This is a genomic window from Cellulomonas sp. NPDC089187, from assembly GCF_040685135.1.
Classification (GTDB): Bacteria; Actinomycetota; Actinomycetes; order Actinomycetales; family Cellulomonadaceae; genus Cellulomonas.
This window is the reverse complement of sequence record NZ_JBFBHI010000002.1, coordinates 1-20,920: the sequence shown is the minus strand read 5'-3', so window position 1 is coordinate 20,920 and position 20,920 is coordinate 1. Positions and strand designations below refer to the sequence as shown.

24 protein-coding genes are annotated in these 20,920 nt (G+C 70.9%); 6 read left to right on the top strand and 18 right to left on the bottom strand.

What is annotated here, in order from left to right:
* Window positions 1-6 precede the first annotated feature (6 nt).
* The 16 genes from AB0N78_RS04340 to AB0N78_RS04265 form a co-directional block, all read right to left on the bottom strand.
* Entirely contained in the window at window positions 7-1,440 is a 1,434-nt protein-coding gene (locus tag AB0N78_RS04340; RefSeq protein WP_363386299.1) for a flagellar hook-length control protein FliK, read from the bottom strand.
* Window positions 1,437-2,108, bottom strand: a complete 672-nt coding sequence (locus AB0N78_RS04335; protein ID WP_363386297.1) for a C40 family peptidase — start codon at window positions 2,106-2,108, stop codon at window positions 1,437-1,439. Before AB0N78_RS04335 ends, AB0N78_RS04340 begins: the two co-directional genes overlap by 4 nt.
* Complete coding sequence (locus tag AB0N78_RS04330; protein ID WP_363386295.1) at window positions 2,105-2,545, bottom strand: flagellar FliJ family protein; 441 nt, start codon at window positions 2,543-2,545, stop codon at window positions 2,105-2,107. Before AB0N78_RS04330 ends, AB0N78_RS04335 begins: the two co-directional genes overlap by 4 nt.
* Window positions 2,542-3,885 carry a FliI/YscN family ATPase gene (locus tag AB0N78_RS04325; RefSeq protein WP_363388195.1) on the bottom strand — a complete coding sequence of 448 codons (1,344 nt, stop codon included), beginning with the start codon at window positions 3,883-3,885 and terminating at the stop codon, window positions 2,542-2,544. Before AB0N78_RS04325 ends, AB0N78_RS04330 begins: the two co-directional genes overlap by 4 nt.
* Before the next feature lie 134 nt (window positions 3,886-4,019).
* Window positions 4,020-4,637, bottom strand: a complete 618-nt coding sequence (locus AB0N78_RS04320) for a FliH/SctL family protein (protein WP_363386293.1) — start codon at window positions 4,635-4,637, stop codon at window positions 4,020-4,022.
* Window positions 4,627-5,640 carry a flagellar motor switch protein FliG gene (gene fliG / locus AB0N78_RS04315; RefSeq protein WP_363386291.1) on the bottom strand — a complete coding sequence of 338 codons (1,014 nt, stop codon included), beginning with the start codon at window positions 5,638-5,640 and terminating at the stop codon, window positions 4,627-4,629. The genes AB0N78_RS04320 and fliG overlap by 11 nt, the downstream gene beginning before the upstream one ends.
* Window positions 5,640-7,244 (bottom strand): flagellar basal-body MS-ring/collar protein FliF, encoded by a 1,605-nt coding sequence (gene fliF, locus AB0N78_RS04310; RefSeq protein WP_363386289.1) that lies wholly within the window; start codon window positions 7,242-7,244, stop codon window positions 5,640-5,642. Before fliF ends, fliG begins: the two co-directional genes overlap by 1 nt.
* Window positions 7,244-7,546: a flagellar hook-basal body complex protein FliE gene (gene fliE, locus AB0N78_RS04305; protein WP_363386287.1), complete on the bottom strand. Its 303-nt coding sequence runs from the start codon at window positions 7,544-7,546 to the stop codon at window positions 7,244-7,246. Before fliE ends, fliF begins: the two co-directional genes overlap by 1 nt.
* Window positions 7,543-7,947 (bottom strand): flagellar basal body rod C-terminal domain-containing protein, encoded by a 405-nt coding sequence (locus AB0N78_RS04300; protein WP_363386285.1) that lies wholly within the window; start codon window positions 7,945-7,947, stop codon window positions 7,543-7,545. The genes fliE and AB0N78_RS04300 overlap by 4 nt, the downstream gene beginning before the upstream one ends.
* Complete coding sequence (locus AB0N78_RS04295; protein ID WP_363388192.1) at window positions 7,947-8,288, bottom strand: flagellar basal body protein; 342 nt, start codon at window positions 8,286-8,288, stop codon at window positions 7,947-7,949. Before AB0N78_RS04295 ends, AB0N78_RS04300 begins: the two co-directional genes overlap by 1 nt.
* Before the next feature lie 151 nt (window positions 8,289-8,439).
* Entirely contained in the window at window positions 8,440-8,760 is a 321-nt protein-coding gene (locus AB0N78_RS04290) for a hypothetical protein (RefSeq protein ID WP_363386283.1), read from the bottom strand.
* On the bottom strand, window positions 8,750-9,190 hold the full coding sequence (fliS, locus tag AB0N78_RS04285; RefSeq protein WP_363386281.1) for a flagellar export chaperone FliS: 441 nt from the start codon (window positions 9,188-9,190) through the stop codon (window positions 8,750-8,752). Before fliS ends, AB0N78_RS04290 begins: the two co-directional genes overlap by 11 nt.
* 12 nt (window positions 9,191-9,202) lie before the next feature.
* A complete protein-coding gene (gene fliD, locus AB0N78_RS04280) occupies window positions 9,203-10,564 on the bottom strand; it encodes a flagellar filament capping protein FliD (RefSeq protein WP_363386279.1) in 1,362 nt (453 codons plus the stop codon).
* Between the two features lie 76 nt (window positions 10,565-10,640).
* Window positions 10,641-11,822, bottom strand: a complete 1,182-nt coding sequence (locus AB0N78_RS04275) for a flagellin (protein ID WP_363386277.1) — start codon at window positions 11,820-11,822, stop codon at window positions 10,641-10,643.
* A gap of 96 nt (window positions 11,823-11,918) precedes the next feature.
* Complete coding sequence (locus AB0N78_RS04270) at window positions 11,919-12,737, bottom strand: hypothetical protein (protein ID WP_363386275.1); 819 nt, start codon at window positions 12,735-12,737, stop codon at window positions 11,919-11,921.
* A 25-nt stretch (window positions 12,738-12,762) separates the two neighbouring features.
* Window positions 12,763-13,623, bottom strand: coding sequence for a sigma-70 family RNA polymerase sigma factor (locus tag AB0N78_RS04265; protein WP_363386273.1), 861 nt, complete (start codon window positions 13,621-13,623; stop codon window positions 12,763-12,765).
* Window positions 13,624-13,777: 154 nt separating this feature from the next.
* On the opposite strand from AB0N78_RS04265, the gene flgN reads away from it, so the two are divergent.
* Genes flgN through AB0N78_RS04235 form a run of 6 tightly spaced genes read left to right on the top strand, consistent with a single transcriptional unit; the run spans window position 13,778 to window position 18,609 of the window.
* Window positions 13,778-14,371, top strand: coding sequence for a flagellar export chaperone FlgN (gene flgN / locus AB0N78_RS04260; protein ID WP_363386271.1), 594 nt, complete (start codon window positions 13,778-13,780; stop codon window positions 14,369-14,371).
* Window positions 14,372-14,393: 22 nt separating this feature from the next.
* Window positions 14,394-15,830 carry a flagellar hook-associated protein FlgK gene (flgK, locus tag AB0N78_RS04255; RefSeq protein WP_363386269.1) on the top strand — a complete coding sequence of 479 codons (1,437 nt, stop codon included), beginning with the start codon at window positions 14,394-14,396 and terminating at the stop codon, window positions 15,828-15,830.
* A complete protein-coding gene (gene flgL / locus AB0N78_RS04250; RefSeq protein WP_363386267.1) occupies window positions 15,827-16,711 on the top strand; it encodes a flagellar hook-associated protein FlgL in 885 nt (294 codons plus the stop codon). Before flgK ends, flgL begins: the two co-directional genes overlap by 4 nt.
* Window positions 16,708-17,112, top strand: a complete 405-nt coding sequence (locus tag AB0N78_RS04245) for a flagellar assembly protein FliW (protein WP_363386265.1) — start codon at window positions 16,708-16,710, stop codon at window positions 17,110-17,112. The genes flgL and AB0N78_RS04245 overlap by 4 nt, the downstream gene beginning before the upstream one ends.
* Window positions 17,113-17,136: 24 nt before the next feature.
* Window positions 17,137-18,336 carry an HDOD domain-containing protein gene (locus tag AB0N78_RS04240; RefSeq protein ID WP_363386263.1) on the top strand — a complete coding sequence of 400 codons (1,200 nt, stop codon included), beginning with the start codon at window positions 17,137-17,139 and terminating at the stop codon, window positions 18,334-18,336.
* Window positions 18,337-18,366: 30 nt separating this feature from the next.
* Window positions 18,367-18,609: a DUF2530 domain-containing protein gene (locus AB0N78_RS04235; RefSeq protein ID WP_363386261.1), complete on the top strand. Its 243-nt coding sequence runs from the start codon at window positions 18,367-18,369 to the stop codon at window positions 18,607-18,609.
* Between the two features lie 30 nt (window positions 18,610-18,639).
* Here AB0N78_RS04235 and AB0N78_RS04230 read toward each other — a convergent pair whose 3' ends face one another.
* Window positions 18,640-19,944, bottom strand: a complete 1,305-nt coding sequence (locus AB0N78_RS04230; protein WP_363386259.1) for a sigma-70 family RNA polymerase sigma factor — start codon at window positions 19,942-19,944, stop codon at window positions 18,640-18,642.
* Window positions 19,945-20,040: 96 nt separating this feature from the next.
* On the bottom strand, window positions 20,041-20,920 hold an 880-nt coding region (locus AB0N78_RS04225; RefSeq protein WP_363386257.1), incomplete at its 5' end, for an Ig-like domain-containing protein.

The window sequence follows — 20,920 nt, the reverse complement described above, 5'->3', positions numbered from 1 at the left end:
TGCTCCTCAGACCAGGAGGTCGAGACCGCCGGCGGCGGACCCGGTGCGGACGATGGGGGTGGGTTCGGCGACCGGTTCAGCACCGGGCACGACCCGAGCGGCGGTGGGCGACTGTCGACCGGGCTGCTCGCGCGCAGCGCCGGTGTCGGGGTCGCCGAGGTGGACATCCGAGGCCAGTCCGCCCTGCGCCAGGTCGCGCCGCAGCTCCGGCAGCGCCGCCCGCAGCGAGTCTCGTGCCGCATCGGTAGCCCCGACCAGCTCGACCCGGACCGCCTCCGCGCTGATGTGCGCGACCACCTTCACGGTCCCGAAGTGCTCCGGCGTGACCGTCATGCTCAGCACGTGCCGACCCGGACCGGCGGACTTCAGCCCCGGCAACTGCTCGGCGAGTTTGCTGCCCAACTGGTCGGCCAGCGGGGCGGTTGCCTCCCGTGCAGCGGCGGACAGCGGGACCGAGCCGACCTGCACCGTCGGACCCGTGGTCGACCCGGTGGGCGTGGTCGCACCGGGCAGGTCGGTCGCGGACGGCTGCCCGACCCCGGTCGCGGTCTCTCGCGCCACCATCGAGTCGGCCGGGTCCACGGTCGCTGCGGTCGGCCCGACTCCCTGAGTGGCGGGCTGGGTCGGGGCGACCTGCGCGGCGGCGACGGCGGCGGTGACCTGAGTGGTCGGTGCGGCGGGCGTCGCGGTGCCGGTGCCCGTTCCGGCGACCCGGGCAGACAGCACCGGACTCTCTGAGCCCTCGGCGGCGGAGCCCCCTGTCCCACTGACGGCGGGATTCGTGGTTTCGGTCGTGGGACTCTCGGGGACGGGAGTGGCGGCGGAGGCGGACGTGGTTGCGAGCGCGTCAGCTGTGAGGGTGCCCGGCTGCCCGACCCGGGCGGCGGCCACCGGGTCCGCGTGGGCGGGCGACCCGGTGGCGCTCGCCGAGGTGCCGGGCGCGGAGTCGAAGGCATGGGCTGTCGCTGCGGTGCCGGTCAGCTCAGCCGCGAGACCGGCCTCTCCACCAGCGCCAGCCGCACCGGCAGCTTCGGTATCACCGGCTACTCCGGCGGAGCTGATGATTCCGGGACCGTTCGCGGTGGCGGCAGAGGTGGCAGCCCCGGCAGAGGCCGAGGCGTCAGATCCGGCTCCGGGTCCGACAACCGCGTCGCTGGTCGCCGCACGGTCGGCCCGGGCGCGCTCGGCAGCCGCCCTGTCGGCCCTGTCGGCCCTGTCGACTCGGTCGGCCCGGTCGACTCGGTCAGCCCGGTCGACTCGGTCAGCCCGGTCGACTCGGTCGGCCCGGTCGACTCGGTCAGCCACTGCGGCGTCCCTGCCGGAGGACTGGTCGCGGACCGCGCCGACGAGCACCGAGTCGAAGCCGCTGGCTCGGGTGCTGTTCCGTGCTTCGGCGACCACGCCGATGCGGGTCGGGGTGGTGTTCTGGACGATGGTCATGCGGTCCCTCCCAGCAGGGCGAGTGCGGCCCGACCGGCAGCCGCGCTGGCGGCGGCCCCGGACCCGGTGGTGGCGGCCGTCTCCGCGGCGGAGGGCAGGATGCGGCGGATGGTGGTCGGCTCGGTGTAGACGTCCCGGACCCGCACGTGGTCGCCGCGCTTGGGAGCGTCGATCATCTGTCCGTCACCGACGTAGATCCCGATGTGCGTTCCGCCGCCGAAGACCACCAGGTCGCCGGGGCGAGCCTGATCCAGCGACGGCACCTCCTCGCCGAGGGTCATCTGCTCGCGGGCGGTGCGCGGGATGTCCGTGACGCCGAGGTCAGCGAGGGCGCGCTGCACCAGGCCGGAGCAGTCGAGTCCGCCTTCGGCCAGTGACTCGCCGCCCCAGACGTAGGGGGTGCCCTGGTACTGCGTCGCGGCGTCGACCAGTGCCTCACCCGTCACTGTGCCGGAGACCGTTGCTGTGCTCGGGGCCTGCCCGGTGAGTGCGGCCAAAGCTCGCGCGAAATCCGTGCCGGTGGCCGAGGTGGCAGTGGTTGAGGTGGCAGTGGTCGAAGCGCCGAGGGCTGAGCGGGCCGTCGCCGCCGGGGCGACGGTGGTCAGGGTCGGAGCGACCATCGACTGGATCTCGGCGATCCGGGACTGGATGGCGGCGATGCCGGTCATGCGTCCTCCCCGGGAACGGCCGGTCGGGTGCCACCGCGGCGGCCCGCGATCTCATCCAGCACCAGCTGTTCGGCGCGCTGATCGGCCTGGGACTCGGCGGTGACGTGCTTCTGCTCGAGCTTCTCCAGCGTGCGGGTCCGAGTGCGGGCGGTGGACCAGTCCTCGGCTCGGTCGTCCATCACCTGTTGTGCGGCGGCGGTGAGCGCGCGCTGCTCGACCAGCAGACCGCTGAGTGCGAGGCGACTGGCGATCACCGCCCGCATGGCAGTGCCGTTGGTGCCGGGCGGGAACTGCGCGGCACCCAGTGCCTGCTCGGTGGCGGCGCGGCGGGCGGCGGCGGCATCCCGGGCACGGGTGGCACCGGCCAACTCGACCGCGGCCTGCTCCTCGGCCAGGGAGCGCAGCCGGAGCAGTCCGGCCAGACGGAAGGCGCTCATCGGGTCTCCCCCATCGCGTCCACCAGCGCGGCCAACCGGGACCAGGACTGCGCCGCCGGAGCGGCCTCGTCCATCCCTTGCCGCAGGAAGTCGTCGATGGCCGCGGCGTGGGTGACCGCGGCGTCGACCAGTGGGTTCGACCCGGAGACATAGGCCCCGACGTCCAACAGGTCCTGGGCCTGGCGGCGGGCGGCCATCACCCGCCGGAGCTGGGTGGCGAGCTGCTTCTGCCCGCCGTCGAGCACCCGGGAGGCCACTCGGCTGATCGAGCCCAGCGCGTCCACCGAGGGGAAGTGCCCGGCCACCGCCAACTTGCGGTCCAGCACTACGTGTCCGTCCAGGATGGACCGGGCGGCGTCCGCGATCGGCTCGTTGTGGTCGTCGCCGTCGACCAGCACGGTGTACAGCCCGGTGACCGAGCCGACCGGGCCGGTGCCCGCGCGCTCCAACAGCTGGGCGAGCAGGGCGAAGGTGCTCGGCGGGTAGCCACGGGTGGCCGGGGGTTCACCGACGGACAGTCCGACCTCGCGCTGGGCCATTGCCACCCGGGTGAGTGAGTCCATCATCAGCACCACGTCGTCGCCGCGGTCGCGGAACCACTCGGCGACCCGGGTGGCGACAAAGGCACTGCGCAGCCGGACCGCGGGCGGCTCGTCGGAGGTGGCGACCACCACCACGGAGCGGGCCAGCCCCTCCGGTCCGAGGTCGTCCTCCAGGAACTCGCGGACCTCGCGGCCACGCTCCCCCACCAGCGCGATCACGGACACGTGGGCCTCGGTGCCCCGGGCGATCATCGACAGCAGCGAGGACTTGCCGACGCCGGAGCCGGCGAACAGTCCGAGGCGCTGACCGCGACCGGCGGCGACCAGGGTGTCCAGCACCCGCACGCCCAGCTCCAATGGCTGGTCGACCCGGGCGCGGGCCAGCGGGTGCGGGGCGTGCCCGGTGACCTCCACCTGGTCGACGCCGATCAGCGGACCCTTGCCGTCGATGGGTCGGCCCAGACCGTCCAACACCCGGCCGAGCAGCCCGGGACCGACCGGGGCGCTGAGCGCACGACGGTGCGGGCGGACCCGCATCCCCGCGCGCAGACCGTGGGTGGGGCCGAGCGGCATGCAGTGCGCGGACCCGACTCCGGTGGCGACCACCTCGGCCAGCGTCTCGTCCGTTCCGGTGTCGATGCCGACCAGCTCACCGACCGCAGCACCGGTCCCGGCCACCTCGACGGTCAGGCCGACCACACCGCGGACGGTGCCGGTGCGCTCCGGGGCGGCGGCGGACAGTGCACGGTGCCAGCGCGGGGCGAGGCTCCCGGTGAGGAGGTTCCCGACTCTCGGCATCGGCGCGGCCGCACCGGACTCAGCCAGCGCCACGCGGGTCGATCCGACCCGTGTTCCGGCAGCGGACGACGGCACCTGGTCAGCCACGTCACCGCCGGCGACCGCCCCCCGCTGCTCCGGGATCATCGCCTCGCTCATCGTGCGGACACCCCCAGCTCGGCGCGGGCCCGCTCCAGCGCGGCTCCGATCCGGGCGTCCAGCACTCCGTCGGCGAACTCCCCGACCGCATCTCCGGGCGACAGCGTCGGGTCCGCGTCGAGCGTGACGCCGGTCAACGCCGGGTCACCGGTCGCGTCCAGCCGACGCAGGGTCTCCAGGTCGGCCGGGTGCAGTCGCACCGTGTGCAGTCCGGGTCCGGGCATCGCGGCCAGCACCCGGCCCAGCGCGGCCCGGGCGGAGGTCTCCGCGTCGGACAGTTCCCGGCCCAGCACTGCGGCGGCCAGCTCCAGCGCCGCACCGACCAGCGTCTGCTCCGACTCGGCCAGCACCGGCAGCGCTCGCTCGTCGGCGGCACGGGCGGCAGCGGCCAGGGTCACCAGAGCAGCCTGGTGATCGGCAACACGACGGGCCTCGGCGGCGGCCAGCTCAGTACGCACCCGCTCCGACTCCAGCTCAGCGGCATGGGCTGCCTCGCGGGCACCGGCGGCATACCCGGAGGCGTAGCCCGCGGCATATCCGGCAGCGCGGGAGTCCACGGTCTGCTGGGTCGGGGTGCTGCTCGCGAAGGCCGGGGTGAAGGTCTCAGGCGACATACTCGTCCTCGCCCTCGCGGCGGATCACGATCTGCCCGGACTCCTCCAGACGGCGGATCACCTGCACGATCCCGGCCCGTGCCTCCTCGACCTGGGAGAGCCGGACCGGGCCGAGCAGCTCGATCTCCTCCTCCAGGTTCTCCCGGGCACGCTCGGAGAGGTTGCGCAGGATCTTCTCCCGCACCTCCGGGGCAGCACCCTTGAGGGCCACGGACAGCTCGTTGGTCTCCACACCGCGCAGCACCAGCTGCATGGCGCGGTCCTCCAACAACACGATGTCGCCGAAGACGAACATCCGGCTGCGCACCTCATCGGCCAGCGACTCGTCACGGCTGGTCAGCCCCTCGAGGATCAGCTTCTCCGTGGTGGGGTCGGCGCGGTTGATGATCTCGACCAGCGGCTGCACACCACCGATCGCGGCCATCTCATTCGGGGTCAGCACGGTGGAGGCCTTGCGTTGCAGGCTCTCCGCGATCACCTGGACCACATCCGGGGAGGCGCGCTCCATCAGGGCGATCCGGTGAGCGACCTCCGCCTGACGCTCGGCGGGCAGGCCGGCCAGGATCGCCGAGGCGTGCTCCGGGCGCAGGTGGGCCAGCACCAGGGCCACCGCCTGCGGGTGCTCGCCGTTCAGCAGGGACAGCACCTGGCGGGCGTCCGCGTGTTGCAGGAACTCGAAGGGCTGCCCGGCCATCGAGGTCTGCAACCGCTCGATCATCCCGGCGGCCTCGTCCCGGCCCAGCGCCCCCTCCAACAGTTGGGTGGCCGCGCCGATCCCGCCGCCCACCGACGGACCGATAGCCGAGGCGGTGTAGAACTCCTCGATCACCTCGTCGGCGACGCCGGGGTCCAGCCGCTCCAACCGCATGATCTCCGCGGTGAGCTCCTCGATCTCGGCGGTGTCGAGCTGGGCCATCACCCGCGCGGCCCGTTCCCGGCCCAGCTGCAAGAGCAGCATCGCGGCCTTCTGGGTCCCGGTCAGCCCGAGGGTCGTCGTCGACATCAGCGCCGCCCTGCCGGGGTGCTCATCCAACCGCGGAGCAGGTCGGCCACCTCACCGGGCTGCTCGTCGGCCAGTGCGGAAATCTCGGCCCGCTTGACCGCCAACGACTCGGCCACCGGGTCCACCTCAGCGGGGCCGGGGAGCGCCGGAGGGATATCCGGGGACTCCTCCAGTTCCGGCAGGTCGGCCGGGGGCTCGATCACGGTGGTCAGCTCTCCGATGTCCAGCGCCTCGCGCTTGGCCCGGCGGGAGCGTCGGGCGAGCAGCACCGCGACGATGATCACCAGCAGGATCAACGCCCCGGCGATGGCGGCCTGCCGGATCAGTGAGGCCCGGGCGGCAGCGGCGGACTCCGCGTCGGCGGCGGCCAGCGCATCCGCGGCAGCCTGCGCCCCGGTGGTGTCGAAGGCCATCCGCTGCACGGAGATGGTGTCACCGCGTGCGGCGTCGATCCCTGCGGCGGCGGACAGCATCTCGGTCAGTTGCACCATGTCGATCCCCGCGGCGGCGGTGGTGTCCACCGCGACCGCCAGCGACTGCCGACGGACCGAGCCCGGGGCCTGCTGGGTCACCTCGGTGACCTTGTTGACCGCGTTGTTCACGTCCTCCGAAGTGCTGGTGTAGCTGCCATCGCCGGTGCCGTCCCCGTTCGGGACCGCGATGTTGTCCGGACCGAGCACGCCGGTGGCATTGCCGCTGCCGGTGCCGGTGTACTCCTCGGTGGTGGTGGAGGAGGCCAACGGCGGGACGTCCTGCGGCGCGGTGAACTCCTCGGTGGTGCGCTGGGTCTGGTCGTAGTCCAGGTCGGCAGCCATGGTGACCGCGGACTTCCCGGCTCCGAGCACCTGGTCCAGCAGCGCCTGCACGGCAGTGGTGACCCGGGACTCGTAGTCGGTGGTGGTCTGGTTGCCCGACGCGCCCGCGACCCCGGTGCCGACCGCGGACAGCACCTGCCCGCTGGCGTCGATCACGGCGACGTCGGTGGCCTTCATGCCCTCGATGCCCGCCGAGACCAAGTGGACGATGGCCTCGACCTGGTCGGTGGACAGGTCACTGCCCGCGGCGGTCCGGATGAACACCGACGCGGTCGGGTCCTGCTGCTCGGAGACGAAGACCGACTCGGTGGGCAGTGCGAGCTTCACGCTGGCGGAGTCGACGCCCTGCATGGCACCGATGGTCTTGGCCAGTTCGCCCTCGATGGCGCGCTGGTAGGTGGTCTGCTGCTGGAACTCGCTGGAGGTCATCGACATGCCGTCCAGCAGCGAGTAGCCGTCGCCGTCCTCGTTGGCGGGCAGCCCGGCCGCGGCCAGCTTGAGTCGCATCGAGTACAGCTGGTCGTTCGGCACCAGGACCGTGCTGCCGCCATCGGTGAGCTGGTACTTCACGCCCTCGGAGTTGAGCTGGTCGACCACCGCGGAGGCGTCGGTGGCGGACAGCCCGGAGAACAGCGGGCTCATCGTGGGCTTGCTCGCCCAACTGGCCAGCGCGATCCCGCCGAGCACCAGGGCGGCGACGGCGATCAGCGCGAAGGTGCGCTGCGGGAGGCTGAACTCCTTGACCGCACCGGTGACGCGGCCCCACAGGGACTTCACCTGGGCGGGCATCAGGCCTGCATCCTCATGATCTCGGTGAAGGCGTCGACCGCCTTGTTGCGGACGGCGGCGGTGAGCTCGAGCTGGAGCTTCGCCTCGGCGGAGGCCACCGTGTAGTCGTGCACGTCGTCGAGGTCACCGGTGACCGCCTTGATTGCCAGCTCGTTGCTGGTCGACTGCGCCTGGGTCAGCGAGTTCACCGCGCCGCTGAGCATGTCGGAGAAGCCGCCATCGCCCACGGGCGAGGTCGTGGTCGGAGCCGTCGCGGGGAGGTAGGAGGTGCCGGTCACACCGGCAACAGGGCTGATGCTCATGCGTTGCGTCCGATCTGGAGAGCGGCCTCGTAGGAGGCCTTGGCCCGGTCGACCACCGCGGCGTTCGCCTGGTAGCCGCGCTGCGCCATGATCAGCTGGCCCATCTGGCTGGCCATGTCGATGTCCGGGTACTTCACGTAGCCGTCGTCGTCGGCCAGCGGGTTGTCCGGCTCGTAGACCATCCGGCCCTCGCCGGAGCCCAGCGCGATGCCGCTGACCTGCACGCCACCGCCGTTCGTCGACGGGATCTCCGAGGCGACCACGTACTTGGCCCGATAGGCGTCCTCATTCGAGGCCCGCACGGTGTTCAGATTCGACAGGTTGTCCGAGACCGCGTCGATCCACTTGCGGTAGACGGTCATCCCAGTGCTCGCGATACCGATCGCGCCGAAGGTGGTCATCAGGAGGTCCTCATGGCGGTGCGGATGGCGGAGAAGGTGCCGTCGATGGCCTGCGTGGCCAGCTGGTAGCGCAGGTTGGTGTCGACGTTGAGCAGCGTCTCGGAGTCGAGGTTGACGTTGTTGCCGTCCTCGCGGGTGGGCTCCAGGGAGCGCGCGACGCTGGGCTGTGCGGCACCGCTGCCGTCACCAACCGCGCGGGTCAGGGCGTCCTCGAAGGACACTCGCTTGGCCTGGTAGCCCGGGGTCTGGATGTTCGCCACGTTCTCGGCGATGGTGCGCTGGCGCAGCGCCAGACCGTCGAGCGCACTGGAGAGCGCCACGAAGCTCACGGAATCGAACATGCCCATCGGCCAGTAGTCCTCTTCAGAGGGTGGTGCCTGGTCGGCCGATCCGTGGCCTGCTGCGCGAGCGATCCGTGCTCGATCTGCCCATCGGTCGGGGCGTGGCGGCGATGAGCCTTTTTGTCGATTGTCCGAAATGCCGTGAAAGCCGTCAGCCCTCGGCGTCCAGATACACCGGCACCGCCGGTGCCCGCGCCGTGATCTGCTGCACGACGGCAGCTTCCCGTCGACTCATCGCGGCGGCTGCGGCGGTGCGGCGGGCCAGATCCAGTTGACGGGCGAGCAATGCCTCGGCGCGGTCCTTCAGCGCCAGCGGCAACGCGCCCAGTCCAGCGGGCGGTGTCCAGCGCGGCACCTCGACCATCGGCAGGTGCGCGGCGGCGAGCAGGCGTTCTGCCTCATCCGCCGCCAGCTCCAGCTCGTCCAACGCGGTGAGCCAGGCCAGGTCCCAGTCGATCGGGTCAGCCGACACCGAGCACCCCGGTGGACGCAGGGGTCAGGGCATCCCGCTGGGTCGGCACCTCGGTGGCCATGCTGGCCGCGGCCTCGTGCCAGGTGTCCCGCAGCGGGGCGATCACCCCACGCACCCCGGCGGCCCGGTCGGCGTCACCGGTCAGGCCCGCTTCGATCAGCTCGGAGAGCGCGAAGGTGTACAGCGCGAGCAGTCCCTCGCCGCCCTCCCAGGCGTCGACGTCCAGGTCGGCGATCAGCTCGGCGACGATCTGCTGGGCGTGGGCCAGCTGCTGGGTGCCCTCCGGACGGTTGCCCGCACGGAGCGCGGCCTCGGCACGGTCCAGATCCAGCACCAGCCGGTCGTAGAGCATGGTCAGCAACTTGGCCGGTCCCGCAGTGGCGACCGCATCAGCCAGAAATCGGGATCGGTAGGCGTCGATGCCGGCCATGGTGTGCCCCCGTCAGTTCGAGTTGTTCGCGTTGAGCTGGGAAATCTGGCTGGTCAGCCAATCGGACTGCGACTGGAGATTGGACAGCGCGACCTCGAGGTTGGCGTAGGTCTTCACCAGCGCGGCCCGACGGTCGGTCAGCCGGGTGTCCCAGCTGGCGATCCGGTCGGCCAGGTCGTCGACCTCGCCCCGCCAGGTGGTGACCTGGCTGGTGAGCGTGCCCGTGGTCTCATCCGAGGCGGTGCTGGCGACCTTCTCCAGCGAGGTGGCGATCGAGGTGATGACCTGCTGCACCTTCGCCGGGTCGGCGTTCATCGCCTCGGCGAACTTCTCCGCGTCGAAGGTGAAGGTGCCGTCCTTGTTCAGCACGATCCCGACCTGCGATGCAGACGCAGTCGAGCTTCCGAAGGACGCGGAGCCGGCCTTGGACAGTTCCTGCTGCAACAGCCGGATCGTGGTGTTGCCGGAGAACAGCCCACCGGTGACCCGGGTAGTGCCGTCGGTGGCGGTGCTGGTGGATGTCGCCGTCCGGGAGCTGATCTCGGAGAGCACGGTGTTCAGGTTGTTCACCAGACCGGAGGCCAGCGAGCTGAGCGCGGTGTCGTTCCGGGTGACCGTGACGGTGATCGGCTCGGTGCCGACCTTCGCGGCGGTGACCGAGATGCCGGTGGCCAGCTTCTCGAAGACGTTCGTGGAGGAGGTCACCATCGACTCGGCATCAGTGCCGGGCCAGAGGGTGATCCTCGCGTCGGCGGCGGAGCGGATGCTCTGCGTGGTCAGGCTCGACCCGTCGAGCGGGTTATCGGCGGTGAGGGTGAAGGCGTGGGCGGCGCCGGTCTCGGTGCCGGTCAGCTGCAACCGGTACTGCGGCTCGGCGGCGGTGCCGACGTTGAGCGCGGAGGCCTTGACCCCGGTGCCGTCGGCGTTGAACGCGGCCAGCACGTCGGTGATGTTGCTGCTGGCGGCGGTGAGGGTCTGCGTCGACCCGTCCGCGGCGGTCAGTGTGAAGCTCGGAGTGCCGTCGTAGTACGCGGGCAGGGTGTACATCGTCGACTGGGACGCGGCCACGGCATCCACCCGGAAGGTCAGGGTGGACGGGGTGGCGCCCTCGCCGACGGTGGCGGTGGCGATCGCGGTGTCCGAGCTGGTGGCCTTGACGACCTGCCAACTGGTCGCGGTGGCGGCGGTCTTCGCGGCGGTGGCCAGCGAGGCGACCTTGGTGTTCAGGGTCTGGAGTGCGGTGACCAGGGAGGACGTGGTCGTCTTCTTGGACTTGAGCAGCGTCTGCTGGTTGGCCTCCACGGCCATCAGCTGGTCGATCAGTTCAGAGGTCTTCAGACCACTGACGAGTCCGTCGATGCCGAGACCGGCCATGGCGGGTGAGTCCTCTCAAGACGATGCTCGTGGGCGGTGAGCCGGAGCTGCCTCCGACTCACCGCCCACGGTGGGCTCACTGCAGGAGCTGCAGCACGCTCTGCGGGATCGACTTGGCCTGCGCGAGCATGGCCGTACCGGCCTGGGACAGGATCTGGGCCCGAGTGAACGAGACCATCTCCGACGCCATGTCGGTGTCACGGATCCGGCTCTCCGAGGCGGTCAGGTTCTCGACCGCGACGTTGAGGTTGTTGATGGTGTGGTCGAAGCGGTTCTGGACCGCACCCAGCTGGGAACGGGTCTTCGACACGTCGGTGATCGCGGCGTCGATCAGGTCGATCGCCTCGGTCGCCCCGGACTTCTGGGTGAAGGCGGGGGAAGCGGCGGCCACGGCGGAGGCGGACGCGTCCGCAGCCGGGGTGGTGCCGGTGATGACCAGGCCGTCGGTGGCGTCGAACGCGGCGGACACGCCGGCGCCGAAGGTCTTGGTCAGGGCGGCGTTCAGCACGGCCAGGTCGGCGGTGCCGGCACCCGTGGCGTCGGCCTTGCTGAAGTCCAGCGAGGCCAGGTCCAGGGACTTGGAGCCGATGGAGACGGTGCCGTTCAGGCCACCGAGCGAGGTGTCGGCGTCCAGAGCGGCGATCGCGACGGTACCGGCGGTGCCGGCGACCGCGTTGGTCACGGTGGCCGAGGTGGCGTCGGAGGCGACGGCGGTGACGTTGATGCCGTTGACGCCCAGGCCCTCCGAGGACAGCCCGTTGGTGCGGGTCAGGTCCACGGAGATCTTGTCCTGCGCCGAGGTGTTGGCGCCCACCTGGAAGGTGCCGGAGTACTTGCCGTCCAGCAGCTTGGTGCCGTTGAACTGCGTGGTGTCGGAGATCCGGGTCAGCTCGGTCTTGAGCTGGTCCAGCTCGTCCTGGATGTTGCCCTTGGCGGTGTCGGACAGACCACCGTCGTTGGCCGCCTGGACGGACAAGGTCCGCATCCGCTGCAGGATGGAGTGCGTCTCGGTGAGCGCGCCTTCAGCGGTCTGCACGACCGAGATGCCGTCCTGGGCGTTGCGCACGGCCTGCTGGGTGCCACCGATCTGGGCACGCAGGCCCTCGGAGATCGCCAGACCGGCAGCGTCGTCCGCCGCACGGTTGATGCGCAGGCCGGAGGACAGCTTCTCCAGCGAGCGGCTCAGGTCGTCCTGCGTGTTGGACAGGTTGCGGTACGAGTTCAGTGCCGCGAGGTTCTGGTTGATCGACAGACCCATGATCGTGTCCTCCGTGAGTGGGGTCGTAGGTGGCCCATCCGTGGGCTCACCCGGTCACATCGGCGGAGGTCCGGAGCGGCTGAGGAGTTTTGTCGATCAGATGTCGAAGAGCTCGGCGACCCGGTTCCGGTCGTAACCGTCGCTGCCCCGCCACTGCCCGGCGGCGGAACCCCAGTCCGACCGGCTATGCACCGAGCGGTCCATGCTCTGCGGGCGCAGCACACCGGCCACCGCGAGGATCTCGACCAGTCCCCGCAGTTCCGCCGTCGGCCCGGGCACGATGCCCCGCAACGCCCGAGTCAACGTCCCGGCGGTCGCGGTCGGCTCGATCCGTGCGACCACGTCGAGCAGATCCGTCAACAGCCGACGATCGTCCGCCACGGGCTGGCTCGGCGGCTGCGCGGCGAAGGTGTCCAGATCGAAGCGGAGGTAGTCGAGGTTCTGGTGCCGCACTCCGCCCCACGTGATCCGCTCGAAATTGAGCACGTTGCGGTCGACAGCACATGGCGCGGTCATCGGGATGACGGCGTGCGCCTGGCACTGTGCGCAGGTGAAGGTCGGGCGCATCGGACCGTCGAGTCCGTCTCGGATCTGCCCGCTCTCCAGCGCCTGGTACGGATGGTCCGGCAGATCGCGCACGATCTCCCAGGACGCCGCCGCCGACCGCCAGTCGAGCCGTCGGGTGGACAGGCTCGCCAACAGACCCGCGCCCACCCGGGCGGCCATCTCCGGCCGGCGATGGATCTGCACGGCGGCCACGCATTCGTCGTGTGTCCAGAACACCGGGTCGAACATCACGCCCTGGGCCTGGGCATAGGCGAAGTCCTCCGGGCTGACGACCCACTCGGATTCCGGCCGCCAGCCGCCGTTCTTCCAGTAGGTGCTCCGCAGTATCCGCTTCGCCTTCGCGTCCATCCGGCCAGTGTGGCAGGCCCGCAGGTCAGACCGCGTAGGTCCCCTGCTCCACCGGAGCCTCGTGTGGTGTCGGCACCGCGGGCACCGCCGGGGCCGCTGCGGACATCGCCGCACGGGAGGCCACCGCCGCGAAGTAGGACCGGCGACGACGCTCGGCCACCCCGTCCGGACGCTCGGCGGTCGGGACCAGCTCCGGGTCGAGGCTGGCGTTCAGACCGTCCTTCATCAGGCCCAGACCCTCGGTGCGCAGCTGGCTGATCCGGGACTGGGTGACACCCAGCTCCTCTGCCAGCTCCGCCACCGACCGGTCCTGGAGGAACAGGCCCTCGATCACCAGGCGCAGCCGCTCAGGCAGGGTGTCGACGGCGGCGCGCAGGTAGCGCAGGCGCTCGACCCTCAGCACGTTGTCCTCCGGGCCCGGGGCATCGTCGCGGACCAGGTCGGCCACCGGGTGCACGGTGGCGTCGATGGACAACACCCGACGCTCGGCGTCCTGTCGGGCCTGGTCGACCGCGGCCACGTCGGTGCCGAGCTCTGAGGCCAGCTCGGTGCGCGACGGGGTGCGGCCCAGGGTGGCGGTCAGCCGGTCGTGGGCGGCACCGAGCTCGCGGGCACGGTGCCGAGCGCCGCGGCTGGCCCAGTCCATGGAGCGCAGCTCGTCGATCAACGCGCCGCGGATCCGCAAGGCGGCGTACCGAGCGAAGGGCACCCCGGTCTCGGCGTCATAGGCGCGGGCGGCGAGCACCAGGGCCAGATGCCCGGCGGAGACCAGATCCTCGCGGACGACGGTGGCGGGCACCCGAGCCAGGACCTCGCTCACGTGGTACCCGACCAGGGGCATGTGGGCGACGACGAGCTCATCGACGGAGTGCGCTGCGTTGTTCACACCCCGGTTCTCGGTCGTGAGAGAAATGCGCTTGAGCGATTCACATGAAGTTCATGGCCTGTCCGATTCGCCCCACGAATACCGGAATTTCGGACACATCCGGTCGACGAATCGGACAAGCTCCCCCATTCCTCCGGGTGACACTCGACCTAGTGTGACGCAGATCACACTCCAGTGGGAGATGGTGTCGACCTTTCACATCACGGACGACCCGACCGATGAGCAGGGGGTAGCACCCCCGACCCCAGTGAAGGAGACCGGCGCGATGGCGCTCAGCGAGCTGTCCGACGTCCTGTGGACCGAGCGGAACCTGCTCGAACTCCTGCTGTTCAAGCTGGAGGAGGAGCAGCTGCTGCTGACCAGCGGCCGCACCCGCTGGCTGGCGCACGCCACCCGTGAGGTGGAGACCGTGCTGGACCAGATCCGGGACGCCGAGCTGGGCCGCGCCGCCGAGTCCGATGCGGTGGCCGCCGAGCTGGGTCTGCCGGAGGGGTCCGCCCTCGGCGCGCTGGCCGAGCATGCCCCCGCGCCGTGGGACGAGCTGCTGCGTGCGCACCGGGATGCCTTCGTCACCCTCACCACGGAGATCGCCCAGCTCGCCGACGGCAACCGCGAGCTGCTGGCGATGAGCCACCGCGCCACCCAGGAGACGTTGCTGTCGCTCCAGGACAGCGTGCACACCTACGACGGTCAGGGGCAGTCCGCTGCCGCCGACCGCACCGCCCAGCTGATCGACCAGTCGCTGTGACCGCCCGAGAGGACCCCCGACGATGAGCACCTTCTCCGGACTCGGCACCGCCCTGTCGTCGCTGATCGCGCAGCGGCAAGGGCTGGAGGTCTCCGGCCAGAACGTCGCCAACGCCAATACGGTGGGCTACACCCGCCAGCGCGCCACCCTGTCCGCGCTACCGGCCAGCTCGGTGCCGTCCATGTTCGCCACCTCCACCGGTGTGGGTCAGGGCGTGTTCACCAGCGGCTTCGAGCGGATGGGCGACATTTTCATCGACGCCCGGCTCCGCACCGAGACCTCCGGCGCGGCCTACCTCAAGCAACTGTCCGCCTCCTATATCCAGTTGGAGGACGCGGTCGGCGAGCCCGGTGACACCGGCCTGTCCAGCCAGCTGTCGCAGATGTGGGCGGCCTGGTCCGAGGCGTCCAAGTCCACCGACGGCTCCGCGGCGCGCTCGGTGCTGCTGGAACGCTCCGCCGATGTCGCCACCCGGATCGGGTCGCTGTACACCGGCGCGCAGACCCAGTGGTCGCAGACCCGGACCACCACCCAGTCGCTGGTCACCCAGGTCAACACCACCGCCGCGAACCTGGCGGACCTGAACGGTCGGATCCTGTCGATCACCAACGCGGGTGGCTCGGCCAATGAGCTGATGGACGCCCGTGACCTGCTGATCACCCAGCTCTCCGGCCTGGTCGGTGCCTCGGCCCGGATCCAGGAGAACGGCACCGTCGACGTGATGGTGGCCGGCAATGCCCTGGTCAACGGCTCGGAGTCCGCCACCCTGGAGGTCTCCGGAGCGTCGAGCTTCGAGCAGGCGATGGCCGGGGAGTCGGTGACCGTGGTCTGGTCCAAGAACGGTGCCAGCGCGGGACTGGACGGTGGCCGGGTCGCCGGACTGCTGACCGTGATGGCCCCGCCGAACACAGACGGCTCCGGCGGGCTGCTCACCGAGGCCGCCACCGGGTACAACGCCCTCGCCGCCCAGATCGCCACCCAGGTGAACGCGCTGCACAGCACCGCCTACACCGAGGCCGGCTACGCGTCCGGCACCACCGCCGGCGACTTCTTCACCCTGGCGGCCGGCAAGCCCGCGGCGCTGGGGCTGACCGTGGCGATCACCGACCCGAAGAACGTCGGCCTGGCCGCCGCCGGTGCCGGGGAGCTGGACGGATCGATCGGGGAGAAGCTGGCCGCGCTGGCCACCGCCTCCAACGGCCCGGATGCCACCTGGTCCGCGCAGGTAGTGCAGCTCGGGGTCCGGGCCGCCAGTGCCGGGTCCCGCGCGTCGGTGGCCGAGGCCGCCCGTGCGACCTCGGAGGCGCAGCAGCTGGCCCAGACCTCGGTGGACACTGATGAGGAGAGCATCACCATGCTCGCCTACCAGCGCGCCTACGAGGGTGCGGCCCGGGTGCTCACCGCCATTGACGAGATGCTCGACACGCTGATCAACCGCACGGGGGTGGTGGGCCGATGACCGCGATCGGACGGGTGACGCATCTGACGGTGCGCAACTCGACACTGAGCAACCTGCAGACCAACCTGCAGAAGATGGCCGACCTGCAATCGCAAGCCTCCTCGGGGAAGACGATCAACCGTCCCTCCGACGACCCGGCCGGTGCCTCGGACATGCTCCGCCTGCGCGGTGAGCAGCGTCAGCTGGACCAGTACTCGCGCAATGCCGCGGACGGGAACTCCTGGCTGACCACCGTCGACAACGCGCTGACCACCTCGCTGGCCGACATGCGCCGGGTCCGGGTGCTGACCCTCCAAGGTGGCGACGCCGCCCTGGGCGACACCTCCCGGATCGCGCTGGCAGAGGAGATCGACGGCCTCAAGGCGGACCTGCTCCGCCAGGCCAACACCACCTATTTGGGCCGAAGTGTCTTCGCCGGGACCAGCACCGCCCCGGCCTTCGAGGACGACGGCACCTTCCGGGGAGTGGCCGGGGGCGCGGTCACCCGCACCGTCGGCGACGCCACCACCGTCCGGGTCGATTCCACCGGCAGCGCCGTCTTCGGTGACGGGCCGGACTCGGTGTTCGCCCGATTGGATTCCATCTCCGCCACCCTGCGTGCCGGGGGCGACCCGACCGACCAGGTCGACGCCCTGGACGGTCACATCACCGCGATGCTCACCGAGGTCGCCTCGGTGGGTGCGCGCACCAACCAGATCGAGACGGCCCAGAGCCGGATCGTCGACCAGACGCTGACCAGCAAGACGCGGCTGTCGGAGATCGAAGACGTCGATCTGGCGCAGATCATCCTGGACCTGCAGACCCAGGAGGTCGCCTACAAGGGCGCCCTCGGGGCCGCTGCCAAGGTCCTCCAGCCGACCCTTCTGGACTACTTGCGATGACGACGACGCTGATGACCACTGCCCTGCCCACCGCCCTGCACCTGCGCACCCCGATGCCCGGGCTGGACGAGCACACCGCATTCGAGGTCTCCGCTTTGGACGAGACCGGCACGCTGTTCGCGCTGCGCTCCGCACCGGAGGGTGCCCGACCGGTGCGGCTGTTCGTGGTTGACCCCGAGCCGTACTTCCCGGACTACGCCCCACAGATTGGCGACACCCTGCACACCCTGCTCGGTGCCGAGCACCTGCGTGTCCTGGTGGTGGTGCGCCCGGCCCAGGGCACCCAGCCGCCCACTGCCAACCTGCTGGCCCCGCTGGTGGTCGACCCGCGCACCGGTGCCGCCGCCCAGACCGTGCTCACCGAGGACTGGCCGCTGCGTGCGCCCCTCGGCCGTCCCTGACCCGCCATGTTCTCTGGAGGTGCGATGACCCCCGTCGGCGTCGGCAAGGTGACCGTGCAGCGCCAGCCCGTGGTGCGGCCGGACCGCAGCGTCTACGGCTACGCGGTGCGGGTCCAGGTCACCGACGCCGCGGGACACGCCCTGCCCGAGGACGCCGCCGAGCCGCATGTGGACGGTGCGTACGCCGCACTGGACCTGTCCGGGCTCGCCTCGGACCAGCCGGTGCTGCTGCGCGCCACCGCCGGGGTCCTGACCGGCACCACCTCGGTCTGGGGCGCACCCGAGCGTCTGGTGCTGGAGATCTCCCCCACCCTGGCCCGCCACCCGGACATCGACACCCTGGTCGCCGCCGCTCTGGCCCGGGGTTCGCGGGTGGCGCTCGCGGACTACGACGGCTCCGCCCCACAGGACCGCCTGCTGGATCGGGTCGCCCTGGTCACGATCGATCTGGCCCGCTCCGACGACCACCTCGCCCTGCTGACCGATCGCGCGCTCCACGCCGGTGTCGCCGTGATCGCCGAGCGAGCCGATACGACCGAACGCCTGGCCCGGGCGGCCGCCCTCGGCGCGGACCTGCTCCAGGGCCCGATGTTCCAGCGGGACCAGGCCCCGGTCCGTCGCAGCTTCAACGCCGGGGAGCTCCAATGTCTGGAGCTGCTGCGCATCCTGTCCGCCGACCAGGTCGACCAGACCGCGGTGGTCACTACCGTCGCCGCCGATCCGGAGCTGTCCATGCGGGTGCTGCACCTGGTCAACTCCAGCGCCTTCGGTCTGCGCACCGAGGTCGATTCCGTGCGCCAGGCTGTGGTCCTGGTCGGCCCACGGCAACTGCATGCCCTGGCCATCGCCTCCCTGATCGACGCGAGACCGAACACCGTCGCCGCCCTGTGGAGTGTGCTCACCCGCGCCATGACCTGCCGCGCGCTGGCCGGGGACGACGCCGGCTACACCGTCGGACTGCTCTCCGCCGTCGCCGCCCAGCAGGCCATCGCGCTCACCGACCTGGTTGACCGCACCGGCGTCTCCGACCAGTTGGCCGCCGCCTTGCTCCGGCACGAGGGCCGACACGGCCAACTGCTCGCCGCGGTGCTCGCCCATGAGGAGAACAACTCCGAGGCGGTCGCCGCCACCGGTCTGGAACCGTGGGATGTGGCGCATGCGTACCTGGCGGCGGTGCCGCAGGCGCTGGCCACGGCGACGTCGCTGGCGTTCGGGGGCAACTGAGGCAGCCTTGGTGTCCCCTAGGCTGATCCCGTGCCCTCCGTCATCCAGCTCGCGCTGCGCCCCGAGCGCCGTCGCCCCACCCCCGACCCCGTCCCGGTCAGCCTGCGCCCGGTGTTCCGGGTGGGCATCGTGGTGTGGTTGCTGGCTTTGGTGGTCGCCGTGATCCTCTGGGCGAGCGGCACCACCGGCCCGCACGGGATGTGGACCTGCGGCGTCGGCGCGCTGCTCGGCGCTGCCGGTCTGCTCTGGGTTCGACAGCGACCCGGGCGCTGAGCAGCCGGCTCACTGAGCAGGCCGCAGAGGTCAGCGGGTGACGGAGATCGTCGGCAGGGAGGTCACGCCCGCCTGATCCACTCGGACCACGACCTCGCCGATCAGCTCCTCACCATCATCGAACGGCCCGATCCCCGTGCACGTCAGCGTCGAAGCCGCATACGTGCAGTTCTCATACCGGGAATCGATGCTCAAACCGGGTGGAGCGGTGACGGTCAACGTGGCACCGTCCGCACTGATGCCGGTGGCACGCACACGGAAGCCGAGGGCGACCTCATCGCCGACCTGAGCGTCGGACACGCTGGCTCCTGGCTGCCAGGACACCGTGATCGTGGTCGCGGCTGCGCTGGCGTCGCTGGCACTGATCGACTCACCGCCGTGAGCGGAGACTTTGGCGTCCGCCCCGGTGGGATAACCCGGGAACGCGACGACGAGCCCGACGATCGCGGCCGCGACCATGGTCAATCCCATACCGAAGGACACGTGGGTGCGACGGCTGGTGAGCAGCTCCCACAGCCGCCGCGACCAGCCGGGACGCTGACGGCTGAGCCCCCACCACACGGGCAGCAGCGCCCACGGTCCGAGCCCGGCCGCGCGTCGACGACGTCGCTTGCGCTCGATGTCCAGGCTCGCGAGCCGCAGCTCGCAGGGCGTGCACCGCGCCAGGTGCTTCTCGACCCGCTGCCGGAGCCGGACCCGCGCCGAACCGGTGCGGTAGCGAGCCAGCTCCAGCGACGACGGATGTCCCTCCTCCGGGTCCGGTAGATGTTCGGCCACCCACCGGTCGAAGAGCGCCGCGCGCGCGTTCGCGACCAGGTGGCTCACGGTGGTCGTCCGCAGCCCCAGCTCCTGGGCAGCTTGCTTGTAGCTCAGCCCGTGGATGTCGACCAGTTCGAGGATGTCCCGGTCAGCCGGGCGCAGCGCCTGAAAAGCGCGCGAGGCGCGGGCCTGGTCCTCCTGTTCCACAATCGAGTTCTCCACCGCGGGAACCACCAGCCGGTCGGAGACATCCATGACTGAGGCCATGTCACCCAGAACGAACTCGTGGTCGGTGGGCTTGAGTCGACGGTGCGCCTGGTGGCGCAGCGCGGTGCGCAGATAGCCCCGGACCGGGCCCTGCGGTCCGTGCCCACGCAGCAGGGTGGTCAACAGCGCGGCGAAGGTCTCCGACACCAGGTCATCGGCCTCCTCGGCCCCCAACATCCCCGCTGCGAAACCGAGCGCCCAGTCGACATGTCGGCGGTAGATCAGTTCGAAGGCGCCGCTGTCCCCCGCACGCACCCGAGCGCACAGATCCGCGTCGGTGTCCGCGGTCAGCGTCGCCACGTCCTCCATGTGTACCCCTTTCTCGGTGATCGGCGCCCTCCTGCCGGGGACGCAGCGGCGGCCGGTCCGACTGATCGGACCGGCCGCCACCGTCATGTCATGCCATCAGGACAGGAGATCCCGCCCCGCGCGTCGGGTCCGGACCATCCAGGTCCCCACTGCGATCAGTGCCGCGATCAGGAGCAGCAGCCACCAGATCGAGGCCCCGGTCACCGCCAGCACCTGGTGCAGAACGGAGTTCCCATTCTTCCCACTGCCGCCGTCGTCCGGGCCGACCACCCGCGGCGCGACGGTGACCGTCACGGTGGCGGTGGTGGTCTGACCCAGCTGGTCGGAGAACGTCACCGTGAAGGTGTCCGTGCCGGAGAAGCCCGCCGCCGGGGTGTACGTGACCACCCCGTCAGCGTTCACCGTCGCCGTCCCGTTCAGCGGCGTGCCCACCCCGGTGACGGTCACGCCCAGGCCCGTGGCGGCGTCGATCACACGCAGATCGATCGCCTTCTCATACGGGGTCTGTGCGGTGATGTCCTCCGCGGTCAGTGCCACCACCGTCACGGTGATCGTGCCGGTCGAGGTCTGGCCGAAGGTGTCAGTGACCTCATAGGTGAACGTTGCCTCACCGGTGAAGCCCGCGGCCGGGGTGAAGGTGATCGTCCCGTCCTGGTTCAACACCGTCTGGCCGGCCTCCGTCGTTCCCACCGACGTGATGGTCCACGGCGCGAGCAGCAGATCCCCGGTGTCGACCGCGGTGTTGGCCGGATCGAGGATCAGCGCCATCTCCACACCGGTGAGCTCCTCCATGCTCGGCGGCACCGGCGGCCCGTACACATCGATCGCCAGCGAGGCCTCGACGGTCTGACCCACCGAGTCCGTCGCGACGTACACCACGGTCTCGCGGCCGGAGAAACCGTCGTTCGGGGTGTAGACCAGCGACCCGTCCTCAGCGATGACGACCCGGCCGAACATCGGCTGGCGCACCTCGGTG